The organism is Synechococcus sp. R60.1 (genome assembly GCF_047461835.1).
Classification (GTDB): Bacteria; Cyanobacteriota; Cyanobacteriia; order Thermostichales; family Thermostichaceae; genus Thermostichus.
In genome coordinates, this window is record NZ_JANSIA010000007.1 from 27,501 (window position 1) to 47,211 (window position 19,711).

At 59.6% G+C, this 19,711-nt stretch carries 22 protein-coding genes and 1 tRNA gene (1 of these 23 running past the window's edge); 13 read left to right on the forward strand and 10 right to left on the reverse strand.

Going from position 1 to position 19,711, the window contains the following annotated elements; all coding sequences use genetic code 11:
- Both NW834_RS02185 and NW834_RS02190 read right to left on the reverse strand, forming a co-directional pair.
- Nucleotides 1-333: the beginning of a DUF559 domain-containing protein gene (locus NW834_RS02185; RefSeq protein WP_414426205.1), read on the reverse strand. Its footprint begins 4,200 nt before the window's first position; 333 of the gene's 4,533 nt are visible here — the first part of the coding sequence; it begins with the start codon at nt 331-333; the stop codon falls past the left edge of the window.
- Complete coding sequence (locus tag NW834_RS02190) at nt 330-3,224, reverse strand: helicase-related protein (RefSeq protein WP_414418518.1); 2,895 nt, start codon at nt 3,222-3,224, stop codon at nt 330-332. Before NW834_RS02190 ends, NW834_RS02185 begins: the two co-directional genes overlap by 4 nt.
- Before the next feature lie 97 nt (nt 3,225-3,321).
- Here NW834_RS02190 and NW834_RS02195 point away from each other — a divergent pair, with 97 nt between their 5' ends.
- Both NW834_RS02195 and gap read left to right on the forward strand, forming a co-directional pair.
- On the forward strand, nt 3,322-3,882 hold the full coding sequence (locus NW834_RS02195; RefSeq protein ID WP_414342364.1) for a Crp/Fnr family transcriptional regulator: 561 nt from the start codon (nt 3,322-3,324) through the stop codon (nt 3,880-3,882).
- A gap of 156 nt (nt 3,883-4,038) precedes the next feature.
- Nucleotides 4,039-5,058, forward strand: coding sequence for a type I glyceraldehyde-3-phosphate dehydrogenase (gene gap, locus NW834_RS02200; RefSeq protein WP_011433307.1), 1,020 nt, complete (start codon nt 4,039-4,041; stop codon nt 5,056-5,058).
- 34 nt (nt 5,059-5,092) lie between these two features.
- On the opposite strand, the gene NW834_RS02205 is transcribed toward gap, so the two are convergent.
- Nucleotides 5,093-5,653, reverse strand: coding sequence for a 2'-5' RNA ligase family protein (locus tag NW834_RS02205; RefSeq protein WP_414418517.1), 561 nt, complete (start codon nt 5,651-5,653; stop codon nt 5,093-5,095).
- A 59-nt stretch (nt 5,654-5,712) separates the two neighbouring features.
- On the opposite strand from NW834_RS02205, the gene NW834_RS02210 reads away from it, so the two are divergent.
- Nucleotides 5,713-6,162: a (2Fe-2S) ferredoxin domain-containing protein gene (locus NW834_RS02210; protein WP_414331431.1), complete on the forward strand. Its 450-nt coding sequence runs from the start codon at nt 5,713-5,715 to the stop codon at nt 6,160-6,162.
- Here NW834_RS02210 and NW834_RS02215 read toward each other — a convergent pair.
- The gene (locus tag NW834_RS02215) at nt 6,131-6,763 is read right to left on the reverse strand and encodes a lysophospholipid acyltransferase family protein (protein WP_414331435.1); all 633 of its coding nucleotides are present in this window, start codon (nt 6,761-6,763) and stop codon (nt 6,131-6,133) included. The two genes, NW834_RS02210 and NW834_RS02215, sit on opposite strands and share 32 nt — an antisense overlap.
- A gap of 87 nt (nt 6,764-6,850) precedes the next feature.
- Nucleotides 6,851-7,561 carry a Uma2 family endonuclease gene (locus NW834_RS02220; RefSeq protein WP_414330056.1) on the reverse strand — a complete coding sequence of 237 codons (711 nt, stop codon included), beginning with the start codon at nt 7,559-7,561 and terminating at the stop codon, nt 6,851-6,853.
- Between the two features lie 152 nt (nt 7,562-7,713).
- Between NW834_RS02220 and NW834_RS02225 the strand changes: the two genes are divergently transcribed.
- The 4 genes from NW834_RS02225 to groL all read left to right on the forward strand — a co-directional run bounded on the left by NW834_RS02225 (nt 7,714) and on the right by groL (nt 11,554).
- Nucleotides 7,714-8,193, forward strand: coding sequence for a GNAT family N-acetyltransferase (locus NW834_RS02225; protein WP_414330053.1), 480 nt, complete (start codon nt 7,714-7,716; stop codon nt 8,191-8,193).
- Between the two features lie 11 nt (nt 8,194-8,204).
- A complete protein-coding gene (locus NW834_RS02230; RefSeq protein ID WP_414418516.1) occupies nt 8,205-9,320 on the forward strand; it encodes an NAD(P)/FAD-dependent oxidoreductase in 1,116 nt (371 codons plus the stop codon).
- Between the two features lie 88 nt (nt 9,321-9,408).
- Complete coding sequence (locus NW834_RS02235) at nt 9,409-9,735, forward strand: 30S ribosomal protein PSRP-3 (protein WP_414330048.1); 327 nt, start codon at nt 9,409-9,411, stop codon at nt 9,733-9,735.
- Nucleotides 9,736-9,934: 199 nt separating this feature from the next.
- Complete coding sequence (groL, locus tag NW834_RS02240; RefSeq protein ID WP_414418515.1) at nt 9,935-11,554, forward strand: chaperonin GroEL; 1,620 nt, start codon at nt 9,935-9,937, stop codon at nt 11,552-11,554.
- Between the two features lie 30 nt (nt 11,555-11,584).
- Here the strand turns inward: groL and NW834_RS02245 are convergent, their stop codons facing one another.
- Together NW834_RS02245 and NW834_RS02250 are read right to left on the reverse strand one after the other, a co-directional pair.
- Complete coding sequence (locus NW834_RS02245; protein ID WP_414330043.1) at nt 11,585-11,980, reverse strand: DUF4346 domain-containing protein; 396 nt, start codon at nt 11,978-11,980, stop codon at nt 11,585-11,587.
- Nucleotides 11,981-12,177: 197 nt separating this feature from the next.
- Nucleotides 12,178-12,810 (reverse strand): DUF4384 domain-containing protein, encoded by a 633-nt coding sequence (locus NW834_RS02250; RefSeq protein ID WP_414418514.1) that lies wholly within the window; start codon nt 12,808-12,810, stop codon nt 12,178-12,180.
- Nucleotides 12,811-13,047: 237 nt separating this feature from the next.
- On the opposite strand from NW834_RS02250, the gene NW834_RS02255 reads away from it, so the two are divergent.
- Nucleotides 13,048-13,518: a tetratricopeptide repeat protein gene (locus tag NW834_RS02255; RefSeq protein WP_414418513.1), complete on the forward strand. Its 471-nt coding sequence runs from the start codon at nt 13,048-13,050 to the stop codon at nt 13,516-13,518.
- Here the strand turns inward: NW834_RS02255 and NW834_RS02260 are convergent.
- Nucleotides 13,457-13,996 carry a TerB family tellurite resistance protein gene (locus NW834_RS02260; protein ID WP_414418512.1) on the reverse strand — a complete coding sequence of 180 codons (540 nt, stop codon included), beginning with the start codon at nt 13,994-13,996 and terminating at the stop codon, nt 13,457-13,459. The two genes, NW834_RS02255 and NW834_RS02260, sit on opposite strands and share 62 nt — an antisense overlap.
- 255 nt (nt 13,997-14,251) lie before the next feature.
- Between NW834_RS02260 and NW834_RS02265 the strand changes: the two genes are divergently transcribed.
- The 4 genes from NW834_RS02265 to rsmD all read left to right on the forward strand — a co-directional run bounded on the left by NW834_RS02265 (nt 14,252) and on the right by rsmD (nt 17,175).
- A tRNA-Ser gene (locus NW834_RS02265) sits at nt 14,252-14,336 on the forward strand.
- 583 nt (nt 14,337-14,919) lie between these two features.
- A complete protein-coding gene (locus NW834_RS02270; protein WP_414418511.1) occupies nt 14,920-15,687 on the forward strand; it encodes a HEAT repeat domain-containing protein in 768 nt (255 codons plus the stop codon).
- Between the two features lie 39 nt (nt 15,688-15,726).
- Complete coding sequence (locus NW834_RS02275; RefSeq protein ID WP_414418510.1) at nt 15,727-16,614, forward strand: Sll0314/Alr1548 family TPR repeat-containing protein; 888 nt, start codon at nt 15,727-15,729, stop codon at nt 16,612-16,614.
- Nucleotides 16,615-16,623: 9 nt separating this feature from the next.
- Nucleotides 16,624-17,175 carry a 16S rRNA (guanine(966)-N(2))-methyltransferase RsmD gene (rsmD, locus tag NW834_RS02280; protein ID WP_011433333.1) on the forward strand — a complete coding sequence of 184 codons (552 nt, stop codon included), beginning with the start codon at nt 16,624-16,626 and terminating at the stop codon, nt 17,173-17,175.
- Here rsmD and NW834_RS02285 read toward each other — a convergent pair.
- The gene (locus NW834_RS02285; protein ID WP_414357398.1) at nt 17,172-17,792 is read right to left on the reverse strand and encodes a hypothetical protein; all 621 of its coding nucleotides are present in this window, start codon (nt 17,790-17,792) and stop codon (nt 17,172-17,174) included. The genes rsmD and NW834_RS02285 overlap by 4 nt on opposite strands.
- 45 nt (nt 17,793-17,837) lie before the next feature.
- Nucleotides 17,838-19,379 (reverse strand): glycogen synthase GlgA, encoded by a 1,542-nt coding sequence (gene glgA, locus NW834_RS02290; protein ID WP_414424081.1) that lies wholly within the window; start codon nt 19,377-19,379, stop codon nt 17,838-17,840.
- A gap of 18 nt (nt 19,380-19,397) precedes the next feature.
- Here glgA and NW834_RS02295 point away from each other — a divergent pair.
- Nucleotides 19,398-19,711, forward strand: a 314-nt coding sequence (locus NW834_RS02295) for a hypothetical protein (protein ID WP_414426206.1), incomplete at its 3' end; no start/stop codon positions are given.

The following is a 19,711-nucleotide window of genomic DNA, read 5'->3' on the forward strand; positions in this document are numbered from 1 at the left end:
CGAGATGGGGAAGTTCATTCCGTCCACCTCGCAGGCGCGCGGTTGATAGCGCACCTCGATCCCCAGCAAACTGAAGAAGGGGATCGCCCAGGCATCGCGGGTGATGCTGGTGGCGAGATCGCTTTCGGGCAGGCGCTGCAGGCGGCTCTGGAAGGCCTCCCAGTACTTTCGACAATCGGCAAAGACCGCGGCAATCTCTTCGACTGGGCCGCGCTTGCTGTTAAAGCCGAAGTCTTCTGGCTTCTGTCCTGGCAGATCCCCTGCCAGCAGCTTTTCGAGAATATCGGGCCCCAACAGGCCTCCTTCGATGCGTACCCCAGAAAACTCGCTCATCGGCAAACCACCGGTTGGAGAACAAGGAGTCCTAAAAGATCGGGGGGAAGCTGCGGCTTCACCTTCAGCCCCCGCCCCTGTAGGGACACGGCTTGGCGGATGCGCCTATGGGCAGCCTCCAGCTCAGCAGCACGCTGCAAAATCCGCTCCCGCGCCGCCTGCTGCAGCCGGTGATCCCTTCCCCAGTTTTCCTCTGTCTCCTGCCACGGGCCGAGACAGGCCAGGAGATGCTGAACCAGCTCCCGCTTTTCCGCTAGCGGTAGGTTCTCATCCGGCTTGGCCGTGGCCAGCAGTTGGAGAGCTGCGCCCGTCTCCAGCCAGCGGGCCTCGCCGCTCTCCAGGCCAACACCGCCTAGCACCAGCACCTCTTCCGCCAAGAGAGGCTGCCCCTGGGGTTGCTCCACCAGGTAGCGCACCCGCAGCAGCAGTAGAGTTGTAAGATCAACTACCGCTCGGGTGCGTAGAGCGCCGCAGCGGGAGACGACAGCATCCCCTTTCTCTGGGTTGTCGAGGGCTTCCTCCAGCAAAAACTGGGCCAGGGCAACCACGACGCGGTGGTTGCGGCCAATGTATTCGGCACCTTCGGGCGTGGGCGAGTCGAAGCTGATTAGCCAACGCCCGCCTTTGGGAGAGGGCAGGGCCAGGCGAATGGCTTCCGGCAAGGTGGCAGTGGCTTCGGAGCCGACGCTAACCTGGTAGACCCCCGACCGCTTCCCTGGGGTTATGGCTAGGTTGAGGCGCTGGGCGGCAGCCAGGAAGAATTCGCGCACAGCTTCGGGATCCCCTAGCACGGCATCGGTGGCCTCCAGCTCCCGCTGCACTGCCTCAGGCTTGAGGGCCCGCTGGGCAAAACGGGTGCGGTTGCGCCGCTCCTGTTCGACAGAGCGATCCCAGCGCCGGTGAAACTCATCCACTTCCGGCACGCCAAGATCGAGGGTTAGCTGGCGCTCGGCGGACCAGTGTCCCTTGCGCAGGAAGAGGGCTTCGAGCACAGCCTGGGTAACGCTTTCGCTAGCCTCCGGCACAGGCACGTGGGTGCCCAGGGTGCGGTGGATCTCCCGCGCTTTGTTGAGCAACACCTCCAGTACCACGCCATCTACGGGGTTGTCGCGGCCAAAAAAGCGGATGACCTTGACCCGGCTGGCCTTTTGGCCGTAGCGATCCACCCGGCCCTCCCGCTGCTCCAGCCGATTGGGGTTCCAGGGCAGGTCGTAGTGGATGACGGCTGTAAACTTTTCCTGCAGGTTGATCCCTTCCGAGAGGCAGTCGGTGGCCACCAGCACCCGTGGTCGGTCAACTTCCAGGTTCGCGATCTTGGCCTCCCGCTCCTCGTCTCCCATCCTGCCCGTTGCACAGGCTACTTGGGCTGGGGATCCCAGCTGTTGCCGAAGGTAACTGTCCAGATACTCCGCAGTGGCAACGTAGCGGCACCAGAGGATGGGATGAAAACCTTCCTGAAGCAACTTTTTCACCAGCTCGATGGCCCGCGCCAGTTTGGTGTCGTGCTCTGGGCCCTGGAGCTGTTTGGCCAGACGGGCCAGGGCCTGCAACCGGCGGCGGTCGCTATCCGGCAGGGTTGGGTCTGCGGCTTCAAGAGCTGGCGTTGGCAGCTCATCGTCGGTACGCTCTTCTGCCGACTCGAACACCCAGCGGCTCAGTTCTGCCTCAACCTCTTCTTCTGCCTCCAGGGTTGCTCCGCTGCGATTGTGCAATGCCGCTACTGCTGCCGCCGGGCTGGACATTACGCAGCGCAAAAGGGCCAGCGCTCCCCAGTAGCGCACTCGCTGCTGGCGCTTCTCTAGTTGCTGCCCTGTGCACACCAATTCCGAGCAAAACCCATAGGTGTCCTCGAACAGCTTGCGCTGCCCCTCAGAAAGGGTGTAGGTTTCATCTTCAGCTTCCCGGGTTGGAAAACAGGTGAGCTCCTGCCAAGTTTCCCGAATATCTCGCCGCGTGCGCTGGACAAAATGACGGGCTAGCTGGACGCGTTGGTCTTCGTTGAGATCCTGGAGATCCCATGTCTCAAACTCGGGCCGCAGCAGCCCCAGCAGCGAGCGGAAGGCCTCTTCGACACCGCTGTGGGGAGTTGCCGTCAGCAGGATCAGGTGGCGGTTGGGGTTTTGGGCCACCGCTTTGAGCAGACTGTGGCGCTCCTGCTGGTTTTTGCCATGGGCCGCCGCTGCCCCATGGACTTCGTCGGCAATGACCAGCTCAGGACAAAATTGCAGAAATGGGTGGCGGTTGCGCTCGGTCTTGACGAAGTCAATGCTGGCCACCTGGACAGGAAAGTGCTCGTAGAGGCTGCGCCCAACAGGGGTTTTTCGCTCCAATTGCCCCACCGTTCCCGAGCGGATGACCACTGGCTCCAGGTTAAACTTCTCGGCCAGCTCGCTGGCCCACTGCTCGCACAAATAGGGAGGGCACAGGACACAAAGGCGTCGGATCTCGCCGCGATCCAAAAGCTCCCTGGCTATCAGCAGCGCCTCGATGGTCTTGCCCACCCCTACGTCGTCGGCAATCAATAGCCGCACCGGATCGAGGCGCAGCGCCATGAGCAAGGGCACAAACTGGTACACCCGTGGCCGAATCGAGAGGCGCCCCAGAGAGCGAAAGGGAGTTGCGCCCTCCCGTAAAATCAGCCGGGCCGCCTGCCAGAGGAGAAGGGTACTGGTGGCATCGGCAGGATGATCCCCAGAGGGCCAAGGAAAGGCGGTAGGCTCCACTCGCTCGAAGGGCAAGGTGCCGCCCACAAGGTTCATCAGGTGTCGGTGAATGCAAACCGCATCTTCTGGGGTGCCGGTGAGGGGCCGCAGCACCACAATTTCTTCTGAATCAGCGGGGAGCACCACCCACTCGCGGTTGCGGCAGCGGACAATTGAGCCAGGCTGCATGGGATCCCTGGGAGCGACCTACCTTTTCCATTGCATCTTAGATACTCTTTGGGGACAACTCTCTCCCATCTCCCAATACCCTGCCGGCAGCGGTAGGATGAAACGGAGCCGGCCTCAGGTACCCCTCTGGCCCACCGACATCATGAGCAGCCCCCGTTATCCGTTTGAGCGTGTTCGCGAGCACTTGCTCTTCCAATCTTTGGAAGATGCCGAGTGGAAGGCGCTGACGGCAGCCCTGTTGCCCAGCCGCTTCTCTCCTGGCCAGGTGATCTTTCAAGAGGGGGATCCCAGCAGTGACCTGTACATGATCCTCAGTGGAGTGGTGGAGCTGCGTCGCCAATATGTGCGACATCCGGGAGATTATTGGCTGGCTACGCTGCACGCCGGGCGTTTGTTTGGGGAACTTTCTCTGCTGACGGGACGGCGGCGCTCCTTTACAGCAGTGACCATAACCGAGGTGCAGACCCTGCGCCTCTCCAACGAGGGGCTGATCCTGTTGCCTCTGGAAGTCCAGGTGAAACTCTACCGCGCCTGGAGCCAGATCATCAGCGAGCACCTTTACTGGCTGGATAGTATGTTCACGGATCTTCTGGAGCAGCGAGGGGTAGAAAATGTAGCCTCGGCTATGGCTCTGCTGCACCAGCGCTATCCCGCTTGAAAGAGGCTCAATCCCTGCTCCGCATAGGTTTGCAGGTCAACGTCCACGAAGACAACCCCTTGGATCCCAAATTTTGTCTTCAGAATGTTCAGGGGTTGCGATATCATGTGCTAAGCAGCAGCCCCCAAGAGATTTCAAGCAGCGAGGTCAGGAGCAGTGGTTAGGGTAGCCATCAACGGGTTTGGTCGCATTGGTCGCAACTTTTTGCGCTGTTGGCTGGGTCGCTCCCAGTCCAACCTGGACATTGTTGCCATCAACGACACCTCAGATGCTCGCACGGCTGCCCACCTGCTCAAGTACGATTCCATCCTTGGGCCGTTGCAGGGAGCAGACGTTGAGCCTGCAGAAAACGGTTTGGTGGTGAACGGCAAGCATATCTATGCCGTTTCCGACCGCAACCCCAGCAACCTGCCCTGGAAAGAGTGGAAGGTGGATCTTGTTATCGAGGCTACAGGTGTTTTTGTCGACTACCAGGGTGCCTCTAAGCACATAGAAGCGGGGGCCAAAAAGGTGGTGATCACCGCCCCGGCCAAGGGGGGAGACATTCCCACGTTTGTCTACGGTGTTAATCAACACACCTACGACCCGGTGCGGCACAACATTGTCAGCAACGCCAGCTGCACCACCAACTGCCTTGCCCCGATCATCAAGGTGTTGCTGGACAAGTTCGGCGTCCTCCGTGCCACCATGACCACCACCCACAGTTACACCGGCGACCAGCGGATCTTAGATGGTGGTCACCGCGATCTGCGGCGGGCCCGGGCAGCAGCATTGAGCATGGTGCCCACCACCACGGGGGCTGCCAAGGCGGTGGCTTTGGTGATCCCGGAGCTGAAAGGCAAGCTGAATGGGGTGGCGGTACGGGTTCCCACGCCCAATGTGTCTCTGGTGGACTTGGTGGTGCAGACGGAGCGGCGCGTGATTGCCGAGGAGGTAAACGCTGCCCTGAAGGAAGCCTCGGAAACCACGATGAAAGGGATCATCGCCTACTCGGATATTCCCTTGGTCTCCATCGACTACCGCGGCCACGACTGCTCGGCCATTGTGGATGCGGAGATGACCAGTGTGCTGGATGGGGATCTGGTCAAGGTCATGGCTTGGTACGACAACGAGTGGGGCTACTCCCAGCGGGTGTTGGACTTGGCGGAATACATGGCCGCTCACTGGGTGGAGTAGGCTGCTTCGGTTGGCAACCCTCTTCTGTTCCCCATTATTCCCCCATCGAGAACTGGGCAAAAACCTGCCAACGTTTGCCGTCGTGGAGGAGGAGCGTCAAAGCTGACGCTACAAACGCACTCTGGAAAGAACGCGTCTTGAACTCTGGCCAGGCGGCGCGAAAGTGGGCGGGGGTTAGATCTCGAAAGGCAACGGTCATGTGGGGCACGAACGGACGGCCCTGGGCGGTTGTCTCTTTCTGGTTGAGAAGGATCCCCATGTGGTGATGGGCTTGAGCTTGTAGCTGCTGCAGTTCTGGGGAGGGCACGACGTGAATAAAAATGACACGCGGCGCGAAGGCCCCAAAGCCGGATAACTGGATGGCGACGGGAGTTTGCTGCTTGGCAAAGGCCTCTAGGGATCCCGTCAAGGCCGGCAGATCGGAACTGGGCCACTCGAACGGCGGCACCAGAGTGATGTGGGGAGGCGAGCGCAGGGCCGCTTGGCTGGCAAATTGCTCGGCAAACTGCTGTTTGATGGCTGTCACCTGCTCTTGCAGTGCTGGAGGGGGGAGCAGAGCAAGAAACAGTCGCTGCTTGGGGTTATCCACCAGCATCGGTAAGAACCTAGAGAACAGGGGATAATGCAACTGTAGCCAAGCCCAAACATCTTGTTATGTCGCGTCCTGTCGCTTCTTCCCCTATCCTGGATCCCTCCTCGGCAACCGGATCCCCAGGCCAAGCGCCTCAGCCGGCTCCCATTCCGCCCTACCAGTGGCATTTGTTCCTTTGTGCAGATCAAACCAAGCCCAAATGTTGTGAGAAAGCCGTGGGATTGGAAGCCTGGGACTATTTGAAATCGCGGATCAAGGAATTGAACCTGGAAATCGGGAGCGGGGGATCCCTGCGGGTACACCGCACCAAAGCCAACTGCCTGCGGGCATGCGACTATGCTGTTCCCGGCCCTGTGCTGCTGGTCTATCCCGGTGGGTTTTGGTACCACTCGGTCACGCCGGAGGTGGTGGAGGAGATTCTTCAAAAGCACATCTTGGGAGGGATCCCTGTTGTTGAGTATCTGGTAGCCCAAGATACCCTCAGCGCCCCTGATCCAAAAGGGCATGGATAGCCTGCACGCACTCTGCCGTCACCTGCTGCAAATCGGCCTTATCGCTGGAAGCAGGGGGGGGAATCACGTTGCCAATGCGCACCGTGATGGGGCAGAACAAGCGCGGCCACCGGGATCCCTTGGGCAAGACCTTTTCCGTGCCCCAAAGGGCTACAGGCAGCAGAGGCGTTTGGGTGCGGGCTGCAACCAAGGCCGCTCCCAAGTGGGGCTGAGGAATGCGGCCATCGGGGGTACGAGTGCCATTCAAAAAGATCCCTACCGCCCATCCCTGCGCCAAAGCTGCTTCCGTGGCCCGCAGGGCAGCGCGGTCAGAGCCGCCTCTTTTGACCGGGTAGGCGCCGTAGAGCTGGATCACCTGCTTCAGCCCCGGCACCCGAAACAGCTCTTCCTTGGCCATGAAGGCCACCGGGCGGCGCACCGCATTGGCCACCAGCGGCGGATCCAAATGGCTGGCGTGGTTGCTGACGACGATGAGGGATCCCTGGCGAGGCACGTTTTCCTGCCCATAGGTGCGCCCAAAATACAGTCCCCGAAACAAGGGGTTGACCACCAGCCACTTGAGCAGCCAGTAGGCCAACCAATCCCGGCGGCGATAACCCATCTGTGAGTCCAACGATCCCTGCCACTCCGGCAGCAGTTCCCTCTCTGAGTGTAGTGGAGGGTGGGTGCTGAAGGGGATCCCTGGGCTTCAGCTCTCCAAATCGGGATCCTCACCCAAAGCCCGCAATCTTGCCGCCAGACGCTCCGCCCGTTGATGTTCTCGCTCCGCCCTTTGGCGTTCTTGCTCGGCCCGTTCCCGCTCCAACTCAGCCCGTTCATCGCCGGTCAGCAGCAACTGCCCTTGGGCATCACACCAGCGCAGCCAGCGAGCTTGTTTCCCCTCAAAAACGCCTTCCCACACCGTCAGGCCCAGCCCCACCTGTTCTAGCCAGGTCTCGGTCATTTCCGCGTAGTGGCGGCCCCGCAGTTCGAAAATGCGCAACTCCTCTGGCCCCAGCTCATGATTGGGATCGAAGACCGCGTAGTAGCTAACTCGCATCTGCTCATAACGGCTCAGCTTGCCTTCCAGCTCGTCGCCTTCGCGGTTGGAGACGATCTCGATCACCACATCCGGCGGCTTGTCAAATTGCCAGAGCAGGTAGCAACGGTTTTGCTTCTCCCACCATTGCTCCGGCACCGTGACGTCCAGGCTGAGAAAAACATCCGGCACAATCGGGGGCCGACCGATGGCGGTGTAGATGCCTACATTTGCCGCTGCTAAAAAGGTTTTGCCGCGCAAAGCGCTGTAGAGAGCTCCAGTCAGGAGGCGCTGCTGTTTTTCCGAGGCAAAGTTATCCACCGGGGTATCATCCTCTGTTACGAGATCGGCGACGTCGGGAACCAGCAGTTCAGTATCCATGGGCAGATGGGGTTGGGGATGCTAGCGATCTTAGCTGCTCACCTCAGGGATCCTCTGCTCCCTGAGAAACAGAGAAAACAGAGTCCTCGAGCAAGCCCAGGTACAATCGAGAAAGCTTTACTTAACGATGATTTCTTTTTCTTCGCTGCTTGATGCAGATCGATATCCGTCCTGCTGAAAATTCGGATAGTGCAGCTCTGCTCCACATTTTGCAGGTGGTCTTTGCGGAGTATCCAGGCTGTGTATTGGATATCGAAGAAGTGCCGGAGTTGCTTCAGCCTGCCACGGCCTTTGCGGAGATGGGGGGATCCCTTTGGGTGGCGCAGCATCAGGATCAAGTGGTCGGCTGTGTCGGCCTTGTGCCCGATGGGATCCCTGGGCGCATGGAGCTGAAAAAACTCTACACTCTGCCCGCAGTGCGCGGTCGGGGTTTGGGTCGGCGTTTGATTGAACAGGCCGAATTTGCGGCTCGGCAGCAGCAGGCGGACTCTCTGCATCTGTGGACAGATACTCGCTTCACGACGGCTCATCGGGTTTATGAGCGGCTCGGCTATGTGCGTCTGCCGGAAATTCGTGAATTGCACGATCGCAGCAACTCTGTGGAGTATCACTACGAAAAGCGTCTCCGTTGAGGGTCGGGCTGTTGAACTGTGATGCGTTGGTGATTGGCTGTGGAGTGGTGGGCTGTGCCATTGCCTACGAATTGTCTGCGGCTGGCCTATCGGTGGTTGGGATCGATGCCGGGGATCCTGCCGCCGGCTCGACAGGGGCAGCTCTGGGGGTATTGGTGGGCATTTCCAGTCGGCAAGCGGGTGGGGAGACGGTTCAGCTTCGCCTGAAAAGCCTGGAGCTGTTCGATCCCCTAATTGCGCGGCTGGAGGAAGACCTGGGCCGGAGTTTGCCCGTCAATCGGCGCGGCATTCTCAAACTCCTCAGGGAGGAGGAAGTGGAAGCTTGGCAAGAGACCCTGGCGGCCCGCCGACAAGCAGGTTACCGCCTAGATCTGCTCAGCCCTGCCGAAGTGGGATCCCTGCAGCCCGGCCTGCGCAGCGACCTGGCGGCGGCCATCTACTCTCCCCAGGATCGACAAGTCCAACCCAAGCTCCTAACCCAGGCTCTCTTGGAAGCAGCCCAACGCAAGGGATCCCGCTTTTTCTTCCACCAGCCTGTCCAGAAGATTCAGCGCAGCTCGGATCCCCCCTTTCGCCTGCAAACGGTTTACACGCCCGCTCTCACCCTCTCGGCAGGTCACGTCATCCTGGCGGCAGGTCTGGGCAGCTCTCCTCTGGCCAAAGAGCTGGGGCTGCAGGTGCCGCTGCAAGCGGTCAAAGGTCAGGCCCTGCGGGTCAAAGCCCCCGGGATCCCCCTGGGGCCCGTGGTCACCGACGCGGATCTGCATCTGGTTCCCCTGGGGGATGGATCCCTGTGGGTGGGGTCAACAGTGGAGTTTCAGGCCCCCCATCCCGAGCCGACGCTGCTGGCGCTACAAGATCTGTTGGCCCGTGCCATCAGGCTCTGCCCGGCTTTGGCCGAAGCAACTTTGTTGGAGCATTGGGCCGGCCATCGGCCTCGACCAGTGGGACAGCGCGCCCCCATCCTGGGTTGGGCTCCTGGCTACGCCAATCTGCTCATTGCCACCGGCCATTATCGCAATGGAGTGTTGCTGGCCCCGATCAGCGCCGCCATCCTGCGGGACTTGGTACTGAAAGGGGAAACAGCCCTCTGTGATCTAGGGCCCTTTGCCCCCAGACAGGGCTGAGCCCGTATCCATCTTCCGGCTCTCGGCCCGCCGATGGACAGGACATATGTCAGAATGAAAGGCTGCCTGGTTAGGATCGGATCGTCCGTTGAGTAGCCCAAAGGAGAAGAGAGCCTTGCCGAAGTTCGCCCTAAAAGCCCTCTGGTTGGAAAACGATTTGGCTATTGCCGTCGATCAGGTGGTGGCCAAAAACCGCAGCCCCCTCACCCACTACTTTTTCTGGCCGCGGGATGACGCTTGGGAGCAGCTTAAGGCTGAGCTGGAAAGCAAAACTTGGATCAGCGAAGTGGATCGCATCGAGCTGCTCAACCGAGCCACCGAACTCATCAACTACTGGCAAAACGGCGGGCGCAACCGCCCCATCAGCGAAGCCCAGGCCCAGTTTCCCGACATCCTGATCGGCGGCAACTCCTAGCCCTCTCCCCCCTGTCAGCCAAAACGTGACTCCGGATCTGCCCATCTTGCTCAGGCTCCCGTCTTTGAGCTAGATTGGCACTCGGGAGTCTAGAGTGCTAACTCCCTGCTAGCCGAGCCGGAGGATTCCTGGGAACCCCACTCCGCCTGGCAGTACCCAAAGTAGGAGCCCAGTCAGACTTACGAGGATCGCGGATTCTATGGCAAAGCGGATTCTGTTTAGAGAAGAGGCCCGCAAGGCATTGGAGCAGGGCATCAACCAACTGGCGGATGCAATCAAGGTTACGATTGGCCCCAAAGGACGCAACGTGGTCTTGGAGAAGAAGTTTGGTGCCCCCCAAATCGTCAACGACGGGGTCACGATTGCCAAGGAAATTGAGTTGGCCGATCCTTTGGAGAACACAGGCGCCCAGTTGATGCGGGAAGTGGCCTCTAAGACCAACGATGTGGCCGGAGATGGTACCACCACAGCCACCATCCTGGCCCAAAGCATGGTGCGGGAAGGGCTCAAAAACATCTCGGCGGGCGCCAACCCTGTGGCTCTGCGGCGCGGCATTGAAAAGACCACTGCCTACTTGGTGGAGCAAATTGCAGCTCACGCCAAGGCTGTGGAAGGCCGTAAGACCATCGCCGAAGTAGCCACCATCTCTGCCGGCAATGACAGCGAAGTGGGAGAGATGATCGCCAAGGCCATGGATGCTGTAGGGCGAGATGGGGTGATCACGGTCGAAGAATCCAAGTCGCTGGAAACCGAGTTGGACGTGGTGGAGGGGATGCAGTTCGACCGCGGCTACATTTCCCCCTATTTCGTCACCGACTCGGAGCGGATGGTGGCCGAGTATGAGAATGCTTATCTGCTGATCACCAGCAACAAGATCTCTAGCCTGCAAGATCTGGTGCCCATCCTGGAGCGGGTGGCCCGCGAAGGTCGGCCTCTTTTGGTTATCGCGGAAGATGTAGAGGGAGAGGCTCTGGCCACATTGGTGGTGAACCGCCTGCGGGGGGTACTCAATGCGGTGGCGGTCAAGGCTCCGGCTTTTGGGGATCGGCGCAAAGCCATGCTGGAAGATATTGCCATTCTCACCGGCGGGCAGCTCATCTCTGAGGATGTTGGCATCAAGCTGGATAAGGTCACCCTGGACATGATGGGGGTGGCCCGCAAGATCACTGTCACCAAAGACAAGACCACCATTGTGACCGATGGCAGCACCAAAGCGGCGGTGGAAAAGCGGGTGGCTCAAATTCGCAAGCAACTGGAAACCACCGATTCCGAGTACGACCGCGAGAAACTGCAAGAACGCATCGCCAAGTTAGCCGGGGGAGTGGCGGTGATCAAAGTGGGGGCTGCCACTGAAACAGAACTCAAAGATCGCAAGCTGCGCATTGAGGATGCCCTGAATGCCACCCGAGCTGCGGTGGAAGAAGGGATCGTCCCTGGCGGCGGGGCGACGCTATTGCACCTCTCCAAAGGGATCCCGGCTTTCAAGGCCAAGTTGAATGCCGAAGAACAGGTGGGGGCAGAAATTGTTTACCGAGCCTTGCAGGCCCCTCTCTTTCAGATTGCCCACAATGCCGGTCTGGAAGGGTCAGTGGTGGTGGAAAAGGTTTTGGAGAAGGAGATGCCCTTTGGCTTCGATGCCCTGAGCGGAACCTATGTGGATATGTTTGCCCAGGGGATCGTCGATCCGGCCAAAGTGGTGCGCTCAGCGCTGCAAAACGCGGCTTCCATAGCCGGAATGTACCTCACAACCGAAGCGATTGTGGTGGAAAAGCCTGAGCCCAAGCCGGCGGCTGGCTCTGCACCTAAGGGGATGATGTAGTCTTGCGAAAGTGAGCTTTCTGGGAAGGGATCAGTCTTGGATGTACTCCTCGCCAGAGATCAGGGCAGCTTCGGCTTTTTGAAACTCCCTTCCCAAGTAGGCCGCATGGCTGAGCTGGGAGACCACTCTCTCCTGCTCCTTTTCAAAGATCTGTACACACAGTTCTTTGGCCGTGCGCCCAACATACACCCGTTCAGGGGATCGGTTGACGGAGCCCTTTGCCGGGATTACAGCTCCTGTCTCCGGATCGGTGGCCAGCCCCCGCTCGTTGATCACCGTACTGTAGTACTTGGCGCAAATGAGGTTCTGCTCCCGATCCAAGTAGATGACGAAATAGCCCGCCGGATCCAGATCCAGGGGGCGGCGGGAGAGATGGTCGTCAATGCTGCGAATCTGCTCGCTCAGGGGCTTGGAGGAAGGGGACATAGAATGGCCGACCAAAACCGCACAGGAGAAACGTAGCCGAGACTACCTTTGGCTGCTCTCATTGTGGCAGATGAACCCAATCTTTGGGCAGCCTTTGGGGTGGTTGACTTCCTTCCCAGCTTGAACGGTGGGGCTGGTCATATACCCGATGAAGGGGATCCTGTGCGGGCCATCCACCTGAGGTCTCAGAGCTTGGATTAGCGCGGGGCAACTCGATAGAATCGGGTGGCCGTCACCCACTGATCGGAAGGGATCCCCTCGACAATGATGGCGCGGGCAATGGCATTGCCCAGTTGGGATCCCCGCACCCGCACGTCGGCAAAGGAGCCACTCTGCTCAAAAGAGGCGATCTCCTGGAAGTTCAGCGGACGGGGGGATGCCACCGCTAACACCTGGGCTTGGCCGAAGGGTGGAGCGATGGTCAACCGATAGCTGGCCCCTGGCGGCGGGAAGGTGCGCACTTCTCCGGCCCGCAGAAACTCGTTGCCACCGGAAAAGCGGTTGGGCAAAATCAGATGGGTACGGCCATCGGCTTGGATGCTGAACAAGTAGACGTAGGCATCGCGGTTGGTGCTCAGGGTAATAGAAATCGGCTCGCCAGGCCGGTAGATGGGGTTAGACCCGCGCCGATCCAGCTCCAGATTCACCCGCAGGTCGGAAGGAACGGGGTTGACGATGATGGAGCGGGTGCCAGCATCCAACTGACGGGTATCGGCCAGTTGCAGCCTTTGTAAAGGAGGGTAGATGCCTAGGGTTTGCGGAAAAACAGCGGTGGTCGGAGCCACAGACAGCCCCAAAGCCAGCGGTAGGAAAAGCAGTTTGGCATTCATGGTTCACACCCAATCAATGGCTATGTTCATCCTAGGAAGGGGCGCAGGTTATGCGGGTCAGGCTTTGCGCAATCTCCAATCTCTTGCCGCGGCAGTTTCTCCTGCTGCAGATGGCACCCCCAAGAGGGAAAAGACGGTAAACCAGCGGGGGCACGGCTCTGTTCTCGGTACCTGGGATGGGAATTGGGAGCCACCGGTTTGGCAAGGGTTAATCTACAGGTAAGGGATCCCTTCCTCATGCCAGCTTCCCAGTCAACCCCCAACTTGCTCATGGCTCACGACAGCTACCAAGAAGGCATCGCAGCGGTACAAGCGGGCGATTTCCAGGCTGCCATCCAAGCGTTTCGCCAGGCGGTTGCTTCCGACCCAACCCATACCGAAGCTCGTTACAAGCTGGCCTGGGTACTGGGCATGAGCGGCTATCTGGATCCGGCCCTGGCAGAGCTGGAAGCCGTTTTGGCGGCAGATCCCAACCATGTGGCAGCCCATTACAATCGAGGGGCCCTCCTCTTGCAAAAGGCCCAACTGGAAGCCGATGAGGATGGACAAATCGATCTGGCCGTTCTGCAACAGGCGGAAGCAGCCTTTCAAGCGGTGATGCGCTTGGATCCCACCGACCAACGGGCCTTTGCCTTCCTCAATTTGGTCAAGCGGGCCATTCGCAACCATCAGGCGTCCACTCAGGTCTCCGGCGGCAGTGGCGGGTAAACCCCTGCACCAAGACTTCAATCGGCGCAATGCTGGGATCCCCCAGCTCAGCCTCTGCCTCTTGAGAGACCTGTTGCACCACTGCCGGTGACAGTTGCAGCTTTTCCACCAACTGCCGAAAAGCATCCAGCTCTTCCAGATTCACCACGGGCTCCTCCGGGCTGCGAGCGCTGGCGGCAATCACCAGGTAGCCCAACTTGAGGATGAGACGCTTATCGAGGATGAGACGCTTATCGGCCTCATCGCCAATTTTCGACAGCACCTCCTCCAACGGGACTTGCTGCACTAGGTACTGGCGGATCTCTTGCGCCAAGCTGGCCTGCTGGTCGAAATCCGGAGCAAAATGCTGAGAGAGTTGCTGGGCGATGAGTTCTACTTCCGCAGCCTCTAGCGCACCATCAGACCAGGCCATCGCAGTGACGGCTCGCAGCAGATTCATCTGCTTGGGAGTAATGCCGGGCGGGGGTGGAGTGGGCATATATCCTCCTGGGGTGGCTTATCTGCCAGTGTAGAAGGGGATCCTGGACCCTTCTGGTTAAGTTTGGTATCTGCTCGATGGCTGCTGGCTTTGGCTCAAGTCAAGATAGGTGCCGCCTACCCGGTCGAAGGGGGGCTTTTGCCGAGGGGATCCGATAAGTCTGTGGAGGTTGTGGTCGGCTGGTGATTGCACAGCCTGAAGCCCATTGCGTAGCATAAATGAATAATGAATAAAGTCTGGGGATCCCAGCAGTTTGGAGAGGTGTCCGAGCGGTTTAAGGAAGCAGTCTTGAAAACTGCCGTGGTTCACGCCACCGTGGGTTCGAATCCCACCCTCTCCGCTTACCTGGAGGTGATGCCCAACGGGCCGCAGCTACAGAGATTCACATATCGCTTCTGGGGGAACGAGAGGCGGTCAGGGATAGGGGCGTACAACACTAGATAGCACTAGTTATCCACTAGTTATCTAGACATTGAGAGAGCTTGATGCCAGAACCGACTCAGCAACAGCTTTTACGGGGAGTGAGGGCAGTGGTCATGGCATCTCCTCAGGCAGCGGCAGAATGGATCAAGCGGTCAGCCGGGTGTCGGGAAGCTGGACGCGGTAGCCTTTGAGTTCTCTCGGTTGCGAAGCGGTGCATAGCACTCACACAAGCGCGGTCAACCTCTCTGCGTCCTTCGTCGGCCTCTCTACACTGAGAAGCATCCTGCGATTCTAGGGTAAAGACCGGTGGTGGGGAGCTGACGCTTTTGTTATCCTGTCGCATAAGCTCCCCCTCTGGGATCCCAGGGGAAAGTGGGCCAACCTTGCCTGACACTGAACGCCGGCACAGCCCGCATAATGTTCCCGCACAATGTCCTGCACAATGTTGTGTCAGCAAGACTTGGTTCTCGATGGCAGGTTTGCAGAGAGGACGTGACCTGATGTTTACTTGGCTCTGGACGAAACAATTTTCTCGCTTGAATCAAAGGCTACAGAGCCTAGAGGTAGCCCGCGAGGAAAACCTTCTGTCTCCCGATCTGAGCGCCCAAACTCTGCAGGTGGCCCCCGACTTTTGGGAACGGCAGCACCAAGCCTTTGTCTATGTGGATAAGCAAATGCGAAGGCTCAGCCGTCGCAGCAAGATTTGGGGAGGAATGGCGCTGCTGGCCATTCTGGCCGATGCGGCTTTGATAGTGGCAGGTCTGGCAGCGTTCCAGTCTTGGCAGCAGGTGCAGGCGGATCGCCAATTAACTCGCATTGCCCAACAGGTTGCGGCTGTCGATCCTGTGCAGCAAGCTTTTGAGGATCTGGTGGCTCAATTGCCCCAGATGAGCGGGGCAGAGCGATCTCGTGCCCTAGAGGCGTTGCAGGCTCTCTCGGCCATCTCGATGGCCTATGGCGGCTACTCCTCCGACGGTTCTGCGGGCATTTCCATGTACAGCTCTGTTTTCCCAGCGGCAGCAACCCCTCTGGAGGCTCAACTGCAAACCATTTACCGGTTGGGGCAAATGCGGGTGGTGGAGGCGGTGCCGGCTTTGCTGACCAAGCTTGCGGACGATGAACCGGTGGTGCGGGAGGCGGCAGCCCGTGCCCTCGGCCAAATCGGGGATCCGCGCGCCTTGGGTCCCTTGCACGATCTTCTGGCCTATGAGCCCAATGAGTTGGTTCAAGATGCCGCTATTGCTTCGATTGCCCAACTGCTGCGCTGAAGAGAGGGTTAGATGGGGGTGGGAGTTGAGGCACTGGGGATGAGTATCGGCAAAATGAGCAGGCTGGGCAAACTGCTGGGGGTGATTTGTTGGGTGTGGGGATCCGCTCTGCCCGTTTGGGCGCAGGATCCCTTCCGCAGCGGGGACAATGCCCGCCCCATCAGCCCAGAGGTAGCCGCAGCTTTTGAAGAGTTCTTCTGTGCAGGCCGCTACAGCCAGAGCCGGGAAAAACTGGAAATGGCCAAGAAGGCCTCCCCCGAAGAGCCGATGGTCTATGCCCTGTTGGCGGCGCTGGCTTATCAGGAGGGAGACCTGGAAGCATTTGCCCAGTTGGCCACTCAAACCCGACAGGTGGCCGCCGAGTTGAAAAAGACGGATCCCTTGCGGGGCAACCTTTACGAGGGTGTGGGCTATGGGCTGGAGGCAGCCAACATAGTGGTGCGAGATGGGGTGGTCATCGGTTTGCCCAAAGCTCTGCCCACCCTCAATCAATTGTTTGCTTCCATTCGGGCCGCCCAAGCAGTGGACAGCAGCGATCCGGAGCTGAATCTGCTCAACGGCTACATGGATTTGCTGCTGACCTACCGGGAGAAGGCTCTAAATCAGTTTCGGATGGCAGCTCCTGACTATCTGTCCTACCGCGGCCAAGCTCTGGCCTACCGGGATATGCAGCGCTTTGACGAGGCATTGGAGGCGGTGGATCGAGCCATTGCTGCTTCTTGCAGCAACCCCGAGCTTTACTACCTCAAGGCGCAAATTCTGGTTTCCAAAGGGCAAGACCGAGAGGCCGTCCCCCTTTTCGATCAGGCCCTGCAAGCTTCCGCCCAACTGCCCCAACCTTTGGTGGAGCAAATCCAGATGGAGCGGGATCGCGCCGCCCAGCGCAGTGGGTTGACCGGCCAGTTGCCGGCCACGCCTAGCCCCTGAAGGGATCCCATGAGCCTGCGCATCAGCGGCAAACGAGCGCTGCAAACTCCCGCTGGCTTGGGCACTCGACCCACACCTGGCCGGGTGAGGCAGGCCTTGTTCAACATCTTGCAAGGGCAGGTGGAAGGCTGTCGCTGGCTGGATCTGTGCTGTGGGGCCGGTACGGTGGGAGCAGAAGCTCTGTGTCAGGGGGCCGCTTTTGTGGCCGGGATCGAGATTGCCGCCCCTGCCTGCCGCATCATCCGAGCCAACTGGGCCAAGGTGGCGCAGCTGGGGCAATCTTTCCAGGTCATTCAGGGAGATGCCCGCAAGCTGCTCAGCCGCGGCCTGAACTTGGAGCCATTTGATTACGTGTACTTTGCTCCTCCCTACGAGGCCGGTCTGTACGCCCCGCTCCTGCCCCTGATCCCGCCCTTGCTCAAGCCAGGCGGAACCTTGATCGTCGAGCATCGCAGCGGCCAGAAGCTACCAGACCAGGTGGGATCCCTGCTGCGCTTTGACCAACGAACCTATGGGCAAACGGCGCTGGCTTTCTATCGCAATCTGGAAGAGCAGCTCTAACTGGGAAAGGGGGTGCTGACAAAGCCGATTTCCAAGAGCTGCTGATAGGCTTGGGTGCCCAGCTCGCGGGTTGGGCCCTGGCTGTTGATGACCTGGATCAGCCAGCCCACAGCCTCCTCCGGTCGCCCGGCGGCGCGATAGACCACGGCCAAATCGTAGGCGGCTTGATCCCGGGCTTGGGCGGCAACACGGGCCAGCTCCCGCTGTTCTTCGGAGATGCGGTTTTGGATCCCGGCGAAGGCGCGGGAGAGATCTTGGTGGTAGTTGGAGCGCTGGTTGTAGGCGTTGAACACCTGTTGCAGCAGCTCGACAGCCTGGTCGTAGTTTTGCGCTTGGATGGCGGCATCGGCTTCGGCGGCCAGTTGTTCGGCTCGCAACGCGCTGAGGGCGCTGCTGGGTTGCTCTAGGGCGCGAAACTGCTGCGGATTGGGAATAAGCTGCTGTCCGGCAGGGAGCTGCTGAGCGGTGGCCCAGAAGGTGGAGCCCACGCCCAAGATGAGGCCGAGTAATACGCCGAAAACCAACCGCGCCCAAGAACGGCGCAGAAGGCTGAGCCCCTGTGCGATGGCGTCCTGGCGACAGCCTTGGGAAGCAACAGCGGGACGTCGTCCAATCATGTGCGGGTAACCCCCAAAACCTTTTTTGACCCGTTCCACTCTACCCTACTCCTCGGGTCTTTGCTGCAGCTCAGGGATCCCTTTGGAGCGAGGCTGGGAGGAGATGGGCTTCTTGAGCTTGGGCGGAGAGGAGCTGGGCGAGTTGGGTGGCTCTGGAGGCTTTTCCGGCAGCAGCGGTAGGTTGAGAATCAGCTCATACATGCGCAGGTATTCCAGCGCCGAGCGGTGCCAACTGAAATCGCTGGCCATGCCCCGCTTCTGCAGCGCTTGCCAAGTTTCTTTGTGCTGGAAGGCTTCCCAAGCCCGCGCCAGACAGGTGTAGAAGTCCAGGGCTTCGTAGCGGTCAAAGCAGTAGCCGGTGCCGATCCCCTTGCTGGGGATGTGGTGGCTGACGGTATCCACCAGCCCTCCCGTGCGGCGGACGATGGGCACACACCCATAGCGCATGGCGATCATCTGGCTGATGCCGCAGGGCTCAAAGCGGCTGGGCATCAAAAACGCATCTGCCCCCCCGTAGATCAACTGGGCCAGCTTGGGTTGGTAGCCTTTTTGGTAGGCCATTTTGCCCGGGTGCCGCTCGGCCATCTCCCGGATCCGCCCTTCGTAGTAGGCTTCGCCGCTGCCTCCCAGCAAAACGAATTGCGCGTCGCTGTAGTCCAGGAAGCGATCCAGGGCTTGGATGAGCAAGTCGATCCCTTTTTGCTCCACCAAACGGGCCACCATGCCCATCAGGAAGGTATCTGGGTTAACGGTCAAGCCCAACTTGGCCTGTAGCGTGGCTTTGTTGGTCGCCCGCCCGCTGAGATCATCGATGCTGAAATTGGCCTCTAGGTCTGGGTCGGTGCGGGGATCAAACCTATCGATGTCGATCCCATTCAAAATTCCTCGCAACCGTTCCCCTTTCCAGGCCAACAAGTCCTGCAGTCCTTCCCCATGCAGAGGGGTGCGAATTTCCATCGCATAGGTGGGCGAGACGGTGTTCACTTGGTCGGCGTAGAGGATCCCGGCAGCCATGGTGTTGTGGGCAGAAAAATACCAGGGCAGCCAGGTCATGCGCTCCAGTTGCCAGCGCCAGGGCCCTTGGTAGGCCAGGTTGTGGATGGTGAACACCGTGCCAATATCGGGAGCTTGGTGCATCCAGGCCGGGATCATGCCGGTGTGCCAATCGTGGCAGTGGATGATGTTGGGTTTCCAGGGGTAGTAAGTCCAGGCAAATTCGGCTACGGCGTTGGCAAAAAAGGTGAAGCGCCAGAACTCGTCCTCGCCGTAGTAGATGCGGTGGGGAGCAAAGCAGTAGTGGCTGACCAAGTAGAGGGGCACATCGGTGCCGGGCAAAACGCTTTCGTAAATATCGGCCACCTGACCCATGACCTGTTTAGACCAGATGGGATCTTTCGAGCGGGGGTATTGCCCCGGTTCCTGGCCGAACTTGTCCCAGAGAAAGCCATACAGAGGCATGATGATGCGGACATCCTGACCCAGCTTGCGCAAAACGACAGGCAGGGATCCCACCACATCCGCCATGCCCCCCACCTTGGCCAGAGGTGCTGCCTCTGCCGCTGCGAACAAAATCCTGGCTTGAACCACGCTGCCCTCCCTGGTGTTGTGGGCTCCGCTCCACCGCCGCGAACGGATCCCGGCTCAGTTGCCCTCAGCCAAAACCCTTCCCATCCTAAAACACAAGGGATCCCTGCGCCGGATGAGCTGATGCAGCGCCTCATCTTGAGGTTATGTTGCAACTTATTGATTTTTCGTAAGATGGAAGGACAGTGCTGCTCAGAACTGTTGTGGGCGCTGCTGTATTGCACTTTATTCGTCGTCATTGTTCTGGAGAGACGTCCTATGACCATAGCGGTAGGGCGCGTGCGTCAGGAGCGAGGATGGTTCGACATCGTCGATGACTGGCTCAAGCGCGACAG

What these genes read in the sequence shown, in the direction of transcription:
- rsmD (WP_011433333.1), top strand. Translation starts at nt 16,624, where the DNA reads ATGAGCCTGCGCATCAGCGGCAAACGAGCGCTGCAAACTCCCGCTGGC.
- NW834_RS02270 (WP_414418511.1), top strand. Translation starts at nt 14,920, where the DNA reads ATGTTTACTTGGCTCTGGACGAAACAATTTTCTCGCTTGAATCAAAGG.
- NW834_RS02225 (WP_414330053.1), top strand. Translation starts at nt 7,714, where the DNA reads ATGCAGATCGATATCCGTCCTGCTGAAAATTCGGATAGTGCAGCTCTG.
- groL (WP_414418515.1), top strand. Translation starts at nt 9,935, where the DNA reads ATGGCAAAGCGGATTCTGTTTAGAGAAGAGGCCCGCAAGGCATTGGAG.
- NW834_RS02205 (WP_414418517.1), bottom strand. Translation starts at nt 5,653, where the DNA reads ATGCTGGTGGATAACCCCAAGCAGCGACTGTTTCTTGCTCTGCTCCCC.
- NW834_RS02275 (WP_414418510.1), top strand. Translation starts at nt 15,727, where the DNA reads ATGAGTATCGGCAAAATGAGCAGGCTGGGCAAACTGCTGGGGGTGATT.
- NW834_RS02260 (WP_414418512.1), bottom strand. Translation starts at nt 13,996, where the DNA reads ATGCCCACTCCACCCCCGCCCGGCATTACTCCCAAGCAGATGAATCTG.
- NW834_RS02220 (WP_414330056.1), bottom strand. Translation starts at nt 7,561, where the DNA reads ATGGATACTGAACTGCTGGTTCCCGACGTCGCCGATCTCGTAACAGAG.
- NW834_RS02255 (WP_414418513.1), top strand. Translation starts at nt 13,048, where the DNA reads ATGCCAGCTTCCCAGTCAACCCCCAACTTGCTCATGGCTCACGACAGC.
- NW834_RS02250 (WP_414418514.1), bottom strand. Translation starts at nt 12,810, where the DNA reads ATGAATGCCAAACTGCTTTTCCTACCGCTGGCTTTGGGGCTGTCTGTG.
- NW834_RS02210 (WP_414331431.1), top strand. Translation starts at nt 5,713, where the DNA reads ATGTCGCGTCCTGTCGCTTCTTCCCCTATCCTGGATCCCTCCTCGGCA.
- NW834_RS02285 (WP_414357398.1), bottom strand. Translation starts at nt 17,792, where the DNA reads ATGATTGGACGACGTCCCGCTGTTGCTTCCCAAGGCTGTCGCCAGGAC.
- NW834_RS02190 (WP_414418518.1), bottom strand. Translation starts at nt 3,224, where the DNA reads ATGCAGCCTGGCTCAATTGTCCGCTGCCGCAACCGCGAGTGGGTGGTG.
- NW834_RS02245 (WP_414330043.1), bottom strand. Translation starts at nt 11,980, where the DNA reads ATGTCCCCTTCCTCCAAGCCCCTGAGCGAGCAGATTCGCAGCATTGAC.
- NW834_RS02215 (WP_414331435.1), bottom strand. Translation starts at nt 6,763, where the DNA reads ATGGGTTATCGCCGCCGGGATTGGTTGGCCTACTGGCTGCTCAAGTGG.
- NW834_RS02195 (WP_414342364.1), top strand. Translation starts at nt 3,322, where the DNA reads ATGAAACGGAGCCGGCCTCAGGTACCCCTCTGGCCCACCGACATCATG.